We start from the raw sequence: 7565 nt of genomic DNA on the forward strand, positions 1-7565 counted from the left end.
AAAAATGCAATAAAAATGCAATCGAAGTACATTCAGATTTTATAAGATAGACCAGCAAACCTCAATATCATCCCAAAATAGACGTTCAACAATGGGCGTCTATTTTTTGTTTCAAAATTAAATGGGGCTGAAAACAGCCCCGATGGGAATTGGAGATTTGACCCTCCCGGATTCTTCATGTCATGCCAGCCGTAATTTTTTCCATTGCCCCTGCACACTTTAGCAAAAATTCCCAGAAATTCCGTCGCCCACCATAATGCTTTTTACAGTTGTTATTATTGTCATAAGCGTACCTCCTGATATTATAAATCTCCACTGAAATCTACTTTTAAGTTGTTGGGAGTACATGACAGAGCTACATGAAAAAACACAAGCTAACAATCCTAACCATGACGATTTAATTTTTAACACCTAGATAATATCACAACCCTGTAATTTCTTCAATAGCCCCAGAAAGGATGTGATACTACGAAGAAATCACCACCGCCGGAGCGTTCCCCTCCGACTTTCAAACCAGAACCCAAAACTAACCATCAAACGCAACATTCAGAAAGGACAGGTACATCTATATGGAATTAAAATTCGTTATCCCCAACGTGGAAAAGACATTCGGCAACTTGGAGTTCGCCGGAGAAGACAAAACAGAACAGAGAAGAATCAACGGACGCATGACGGTATTCTCCCGCAGCTTCAATCTGTATTCGGACGTACAGAGAGCGGATGATATTGTAGTTATCCTCCCTGCCGAAGCCGGAGAGAAACATTTTGACTTTGAGGAACGTGTGAAGCTCGTCAATCCCCGTATCACCGCAGAGGGCTATAAAATCGGCACAAGGGGCTTTACCAACTACATTTTGCACGCTGACGATATGGTAAAAGCGTAAGGAAAAGGAGGACATCAGACTATGAGATTAGCAAACGGAATCGTGATTGACAAGGAAGCAACTTTCGGGGCATTGAAATTTTCTGCCCTCCGCCGTGAGATTCACCTCCAGAATGAAGACGGCTCGGTATCAGAAGAAATCAAGGAGCGTACCTATGACTTAAAATCCAGAGGCAGGGGCGTATGATTCAGGTTTCCATCCCTGCCAGCGTGCCGTTAAAGGAGTTCGATTACAACGCAGAGGTGGAACTTATCAATCCGGTGGCAGACACCGTGGCAACGGCTACTTTTCAAGGGGCAGAGGTGGACTGGTACATCAAGGCGGAGGATATTGTCCTGAAAAAAGGGGCTGCCATGAATCCGCAGCCGCCGAAGAAAGACGCTCCCCCTGTAAAATAACAGGAACATAAGAAGAACGCGAAAGGAGGATTATTCCCATGAAGCAGCTTTTCCCCCGTGGAAAACGTATCCGTCCCACGGATAAAGACCTTGTGTTCCATACTGCCCTTGCCGCTCTGTCCCCTGTATTCATGCTGGTTGTCCTGCTGTTTCATATCCGGCAGATTGCCGGAACCAACTGGCAGGAAGTGTCCTTCTCCCAGATAGCACAGGACGTAAATCTCCCTTACCTGTTATTCAGTATGGGCGTGGCAGGGCTGGTGTGCCTTACAGCAGTTCTTCTGTTCTGGCGATACCGCATGGATGGAGTAAAGCAGCTCATCCACCGCCAAAAGCTGGCAAGGATGGTGTTGGAAAACAAGTGGTATGAATCAGAGCAGAGAAAAGAAGACGCTTTTTTCAAGGACTTGTCTTCCAGCCGTTCCAAAGAAACCATCACTTACTTTCCCAAAATCTATTACAGGATGAAACAGGGCTTGCTCCATATCCGTGTGGAAATCACCTTGGGGAAATATCAGGAACAGCTCTTAAACTTGGAGAAAAAGCTGGAAAGCGGCTTGTACTGTGAGCTGAAGGATAAGGAATTAAAGGATTCCTACGTGGAGTACACCCTGCTCTATGACACCATTGCGAACCGTATCTCCATTGAAGATGTACAGGCAAAGGACGGCAGGCTCCGGCTCATGGAAAATGTCTGGTGGGAGTATGACAAGCTCCCCCATATGCTCATTGCCGGAGGAACCGGCGGCGGAAAGACTTATTTCATCCTGACCCTCATTGAAGCCCTGCTCCGCACCAACGCCGCCCTGTTCGTGTTAGACCCAAAGAACGCCGACCTTGCGGATTTACAGGCGGTTATGCCGGATGTGTACTACAAAAAGGAAGATATGCTCGCCTGTATTGACCGTTTCTATGAAGAAATGATGAAACGCAGCGAAGACATGAAGCTCATGGAAAATTACCGGACAGGGGAAAATTACGCTTATCTTGGGCTTCCTGCAAATTTCCTTATCTTTGATGAATATGTGGCATTTATGGAAATGCTTGGCACAAAGGAAAACGCCGCTGTCCTCAACAAGTTAAAACAAATCGTTATGCTTGGGCGGCAGGCTGGCTTTTTCCTGATTCTCGCCTGCCAGCGTCCGGACGCAAAGTATCTGGGGGACGGAATCCGTGACCAGTTCAATTTCCGTGTAGCTCTGGGACGGATGTCGGAAATGGGCTATGGGATGATGTTCGGGGAAACCACAAAGGATTTCTTCCTAAAGCAGATAAAAGGGCGTGGCTATGTGGATGTGGGAACCAGCGTTATCTCGGAATTTTACACGCCCCTTGTGCCAAAAGGACACGATTTCCTCAAAGAAATAAAAAAACTCATAGACAGCAGGCAGGAAGTGCAGGCGGCGTGCGAAGCGAAAGCCGCAGAAACGGACTGACCTGCTGTGGCTGGTGTGCCGCAAGGCACGCCAGCATGAACCCCTCGTATCTAACAGAGGGGTACAAATCGACAGGCAACAACCAAATAACAGGGCAGAATCCCACGGTACACAAGGGATTTTCCCATATCCGGCGTGTGTCAACAAGGCTCTGAAAGTTGACATACGCTTTTTTAGACAGGAGGGATTTTCACTGAATGAAGAAACATGGGTACGGGACATCAAAGAGAAACGGGAAGTTTACGGTATCTCACAACAGAAACTTGCCTTAGCTGCCGGAATCACCCGTCCGTACCTGAGCGATATTGAAACGGGCAAGGCTCACCCATCCGAAGCATTACAGGAAGCCATCACGGAAGCTCTGGAACGCTTCAATCCAGACAATCCCCTTGAAATGCTCTTTGACTATGTTCGGATTCGCTTCCCCACTACGGATGTGAAGCATATCGTGGAAGACGTGCTTCGGCTAAAACTCCCCTACTTTATCCATGAAGACTACGGATTTTACTCTTACACGGAGCATTACTATCTGGGGGATATTTTCGTTCTAGTATCGCCGGAACTGGAAAAGGGGGTGCTGCTGGAACTGAAAGGGCGTGGCTGCCGCCAGTTTGAAAGCTATCTGCTGGCACAGGAACGGAGCTGGTATGAATTTTTTATGGATGTTCTCATGGAGGACGGCGTAATGAAGCGGCTTGACCTTGCCATCAATGACAAAACAGGAATCCTGAACATTCCCCATCTGACAGAGAAGTGCCGGAATGAGGAATGTATCTCGGTCTTCCGCAGCTTCAAAAGCTACCGCAGCGGCGAACTGGTACGGCGTGGGGAAAAAGAATGTATGGGGAACACCCTGTATATTGGTTCCCTCCAAAGTGAGGTGTACTTCTGCATTTACGAAAAGGACTATGAGCAGTACAAGAAGCATGATATTCCCATTGCGGACGCAGAGGTAAAGAACCGCTTTGAAATCCGGCTGAAAAATGAGCGTGCCTTTTACGCCATCCGTGACCTGTTAGAACATGACAATCCAGAACAGACAGCCTTTCAAATCATCAACCGCTATGTCCGGTTCGTGGACAAGGACGATACGAAACCCCGTTCTGACTGGCGTATCAGTGAGGAATGGGCGTGGTTCATTGGGGAACACAGGGGAAGCCTGAAACTGACAACCAAACCGGAACCCTATTCCTTTGAACGCACCCTGCACTGGCTCTCCCATCAGGTAGCACCCACATTAAAGCTGGCTCTCCGTCTGGATAAGATGAACCACACCCAGATTGTCCATGACATCATCACCCATGCAAAGCTGACGGAGAAGCACGAAAAAATCCTGAAGCAGCAAGCCGCCGCTGCAAAGGAGGTGGTGCTTTAACGGCGGCAATCTTGGAAGCTAAGAACTCTTACAGGAAAGAAAGGAGCTTTTATGAATTTCGGACAGAATCTTTACAACTGGTTTTTATCCAACGCCCAGTCCCTTGTGTTGCTGGCAATCGTGGTGATTGGACTGTACCTCGGATTTAAGAGGGAATTTTCCAAACTTATCGGCTTTCTGGTGGTGTCCCTTGTAGCGGTCGGTCTGGTCTTCAATGCTGACGGTGTAAAGGACATCTTACTGGAACTGTTCAATAAGATTATCGGAGCATAGGAAACCCATTTTACACTTCCGTTATGGAGCAAGCCTTGATTGCTTCATGGCGGAAGTCCACTAGGGGCTTGGGGAGCGTAACTCCCCAAAAGAAAGAAGATGTAATATGATAGTGTATGATAATTGAGATAAACTAAGAATGGTGGTATAATTTCTTTAATAGTAATTGAAAGTGGAGGAAATGTATGAAAGATTTTATTGATTTTTTGAAATTACCGCCGAACATTTTAGGAGCTTTATCTATTGCCAGTGGTACATTATTATTATTGCCTCAAAAGTTAGCCCAAAAGTTTTATATTATAAATTTTCGAGAAAAATATGGTTTTACAATAGGCATTGTTTTTGTGATTTCCACAGCTTTACTAATCGTTTTATTACTATCTAAAATTTTTCATTTCTTTTATGACAAGTATGCTTCTAAGAGATTGGGAACTGCTCAGATTAAATATTTGAAAAATATGACACCAGAACAGGTGACAATCATTCGGGAGTTTTTACGTGAACCAACTCACACCCTGCCATTACCCATGAACAATGGATTAGTAATAGAACTTCAACATTTACAAATATTAACCCCTGCCGGACAAACTCATTTAGTAAGTATGTTAGACCCACAAATCAATTATTTTTTACAACCTTGGGTAATTAAAAAAATCAATAGTGATGAAGAATTAAAGCGAATATTTTATTAGAAAAATGGCAACTGACAAACAAAGTTAGTTGCCATTTTTTTCTAAGAAAGGACGTGATACTGATTGAGGAAATGAGAATCTACATCCTGAACACCACACGGTTTTACCATGAGGATTTTGAGGAATATCCTGGGGCATGGTTTTCCTGCCCTGTGGATTTTGAAGAAATCAGGGAACGTCTTGGGGTTCAGAGTGAGGAAGAAATCGAAATTGAAGACTATGAGCTGCCCTTTCCATTGGAGGGCAACACAAGCTCTGGGAAATCAACGCCCTTTGCCGGATGGTACAGGAAATGCAGGGAACGCCCCTCTATTATGAAATGGATGTAATACAAAAGCGGTGGTTTTCCAGCTTTACAGAATTTATCGACCACAAAGACCAGATACGCTGCTATCCGGTGCAGGACGGGGAATCCCTCACCCGTTATCTGGTGCAGGAGGTACAGCTCTTTGGAGAAGTACATCCAGACCTGTTGAACCATATCGACTACGCTGCCATTGGTCGGGAACTGGAAACCAGCGAAAACTACCTGTTTACAGACAATGGTATCTTTTATTACCGCTAAAAGGAGGTAGAGGAACTTGGAAGAAATGCGGATTTACATTGCCAACTTAGGCAAATACAATGAGGGCGAACTGGTGGGGGCATGGTTCACGCCGCCTGTGGACTTTGAGGAAGTCAAAGAGCGTATCGGTTTGAATGATGAATATGAGGAATACACCATCCATGATTATGAGCTGCCCTTTGAGATTGACGAATATACCCCCATTGAGGAAGTCAACCGCCTGTGTGAAATGGTGGAGGACTTACCGGAGTACATTCAGGAGGAACTATCAGAGCTGCAATCCTACTTTGGCAGTATCGAAGAACTCTGTGAGCATGAAGACGATATTATCTGCCATTCCGGCTGTGATGATATGGCGGATGTGGCTCGCTACTATCTGGAAGAAAGCGGACAGCTTGGGGAACTTCCGGCACACTTACAAAACTATATCGACTATGCTGCCTATGGGCGTGACATGGAATTGGATGGAACCTTTATTGTCACGAACCACGGCGTATATGAAATCATACGATAGACCCGTCTGTATCTCTTTTTGAAAGTACAGGCGGCTTTTTTATTTCAGGGGCGGCTTTTGCTGCCCCATCTTTTAGAAAGGACGGACAACATGAAGAAAATACGAAGCTATACCAGTATCTGGTCGGTGGAAAAGGTACTCTATTCCATCAATGATTTTAAGCTGCCATTCCCCATCACGTTCACACAGATGGCGTGGTTCGTGGTATCGGTACTTGCAGTGATACTCTTGGGGAACCTTCCTCCTCTTTCGTTCATTGACGGGGCATTTTTAAAATATTTCGGCATACCCTTTGCCCTCACTTGGTTCATGTGCCAGAAGACTTTTGACGGGAAGAAGCCTTACGGCTTCCTGAAATCCGTACTGGCATATCTGGTACGCCCGAAACTGACCTATGCAGGAAAGCCCGTGAAGCTGGAAAAGGAATATCCAGCACAGCCCATCACGGCAGTAAGGAGTGATATTTATGGCATATCCGATTAAATATATCGAAAATAACCTTGTGTTCAACCATGACGGGGAGTGCTTCGCTTACTATGAGCTGCTTCCCTACAACTATTCCTTTTTAAGCCCTGAACAGAAATATCAGGTACACGATTCGTTCCGGCAGCTTATCGCCCAGAACAGGGACGGGAAGATTCACGCCCTGCAAATCAGCACCGAATCCAGCATACGGGCAGCACAGGAACGCTCCAAACAGGAAGTAACAGGCAAGTTAAAAGATATTGCCTGTGCAAAGATTGACGCACAGACCGAAGCCCTGATTTCCATGATAGGGGAAAATCAGGTGGACTACCGCTTTTTTATCGGCTTCAAGCTGCTTGTCAATGAGCAGGAAGTCACCATGAAGCAGTTTCGCAGGGAAGCAAAGACCGCCGTTTCCGATTTTCTCCATGAAGTCAACCACAAACTCATGGGAGATTTTGTTTCCATGAGCAATGAAGAAATCTGGCGGTTTCAGAAGATGGAAAAGCTGCTGGAAAGTAAAATCTCACGCCGCTTCAAAGTCCGGCGGCTTAACAAGGACGATTTTGGCTATCTGATTGAGCATTTATACGGGCAGACCGGAACCGCCTACGAAGATTATGAGTATTATCTTCCGAAGAAACGGTTTCAGGAGGAAACGCTGGTGAAATACTATGACCTCATCAAACCCACCCGTTGTCTGATAGAGGAAAACCAGCGGTATCTGAAAATCGAACAGGAAGACGGGACAGTTTATGCCGCCTACTTTACTATCAACAGCATTGTAGGGGAACTGGACTTCCCATCCTCGGAAATCTTTTACTATCAGCAGCAGCAATTTACTTTTCCCATTGATACCTCTATGAATGTGGAGATTGTGACAAACCGGAAAGCCCTCTCCACGGTGCGGAACAAGAAAAAAGAGCTGAAAGATTTGGACAACCACGCATGGCAGAATGACAG

At 45.8% G+C, this 7565-nt stretch carries 9 protein-coding genes and 2 pseudogenes; all 11 read left to right on the forward strand.

The features are described 5' to 3' along the window. Positions 1-569 precede the first annotated feature (569 nt). Positions 570-884 (forward strand): YdcP family protein, encoded by a 315-nt coding sequence (locus tag DW965_RS17885; RefSeq protein WP_118024879.1) that lies wholly within the window; start codon positions 570-572, stop codon positions 882-884. A 21-nt stretch (positions 885-905) separates the two neighbouring features. Continuing rightward, a pseudogene (locus DW965_RS17890) lies at positions 906-1282 on the forward strand (YdcP family protein). Positions 1283-1320: 38 nt separating this feature from the next. Continuing rightward, positions 1321-2718, forward strand: coding sequence for an FtsK/SpoIIIE domain-containing protein (locus DW965_RS17895; protein ID WP_118024881.1), 1398 nt, complete (start codon positions 1321-1323; stop codon positions 2716-2718). Positions 2719-2869: 151 nt separating this feature from the next. Then, the gene (gene mobT, locus DW965_RS17905) at positions 2870-4093 is read left to right on the forward strand and encodes a MobT family relaxase (protein WP_119198649.1); all 1224 of its coding nucleotides are present in this window, start codon (positions 2870-2872) and stop codon (positions 4091-4093) included. A 51-nt stretch (positions 4094-4144) separates the two neighbouring features. After that, positions 4145-4366: a hypothetical protein gene (locus DW965_RS17910; protein WP_002570387.1), complete on the forward strand. Its 222-nt coding sequence runs from the start codon at positions 4145-4147 to the stop codon at positions 4364-4366. A gap of 185 nt (positions 4367-4551) precedes the next feature. Then, on the forward strand, positions 4552-5058 hold the full coding sequence (locus tag DW965_RS17915) for a superinfection exclusion B family protein (protein ID WP_011861920.1): 507 nt from the start codon (positions 4552-4554) through the stop codon (positions 5056-5058). A 53-nt stretch (positions 5059-5111) separates the two neighbouring features. Then, on the forward strand, positions 5112-5387 hold the full coding sequence (locus tag DW965_RS20290; protein ID WP_243036684.1) for a hypothetical protein: 276 nt from the start codon (positions 5112-5114) through the stop codon (positions 5385-5387). Further along, entirely contained in the window at positions 5351-5623 is a 273-nt protein-coding gene (locus tag DW965_RS20295; protein ID WP_243036685.1) for an antirestriction protein ArdA, read from the forward strand. Before DW965_RS20290 ends, DW965_RS20295 begins: the two co-directional genes overlap by 37 nt. A 25-nt stretch (positions 5624-5648) precedes the next feature. Then, positions 5649-6137 (forward strand): antirestriction protein ArdA, encoded by a 489-nt coding sequence (locus tag DW965_RS17925; protein WP_181977591.1) that lies wholly within the window; start codon positions 5649-5651, stop codon positions 6135-6137. Positions 6138-6227: 90 nt separating this feature from the next. Then, the gene (locus DW965_RS17930) at positions 6228-6620 is read left to right on the forward strand and encodes a conjugal transfer protein (RefSeq protein ID WP_118024886.1); all 393 of its coding nucleotides are present in this window, start codon (positions 6228-6230) and stop codon (positions 6618-6620) included. Continuing rightward, positions 6604-7565, forward strand: a pseudogene (locus tag DW965_RS17935) (ATP-binding protein); the annotation flags it as partial. The gene DW965_RS17930 and the pseudogene DW965_RS17935, both read left to right, overlap by 17 nt.

Origin of the sequence: Blautia sp. AM47-4 (assembly GCF_003479865.1) — a bacterium.
Lineage (GTDB): Bacteria > Bacillota > Clostridia > Lachnospirales > Lachnospiraceae > Fusicatenibacter > Fusicatenibacter saccharivorans.

Bases quoted from the DNA above. Each gene is read 5' to 3' on its own strand.
- DW965_RS17910 (WP_002570387.1), top strand. From the start codon at position 4,145: ATGAATTTCGGACAGAATCTTTACAACTGGTTTTTATCCAACGCCCAG.
- DW965_RS17915 (WP_011861920.1), top strand. From the start codon at position 4,552: ATGAAAGATTTTATTGATTTTTTGAAATTACCGCCGAACATTTTAGGA.
- DW965_RS17925 (WP_181977591.1), top strand. From the start codon at position 5,649: ATGCGGATTTACATTGCCAACTTAGGCAAATACAATGAGGGCGAACTG.
- DW965_RS17885 (WP_118024879.1), top strand. From the start codon at position 570: ATGGAATTAAAATTCGTTATCCCCAACGTGGAAAAGACATTCGGCAAC.
- DW965_RS17895 (WP_118024881.1), top strand. From the start codon at position 1,321: ATGAAGCAGCTTTTCCCCCGTGGAAAACGTATCCGTCCCACGGATAAA.
- DW965_RS20295 (WP_243036685.1), top strand. From the start codon at position 5,351: ATGCAGGGAACGCCCCTCTATTATGAAATGGATGTAATACAAAAGCGG.
- DW965_RS17930 (WP_118024886.1), top strand. From the start codon at position 6,228: ATGAAGAAAATACGAAGCTATACCAGTATCTGGTCGGTGGAAAAGGTA.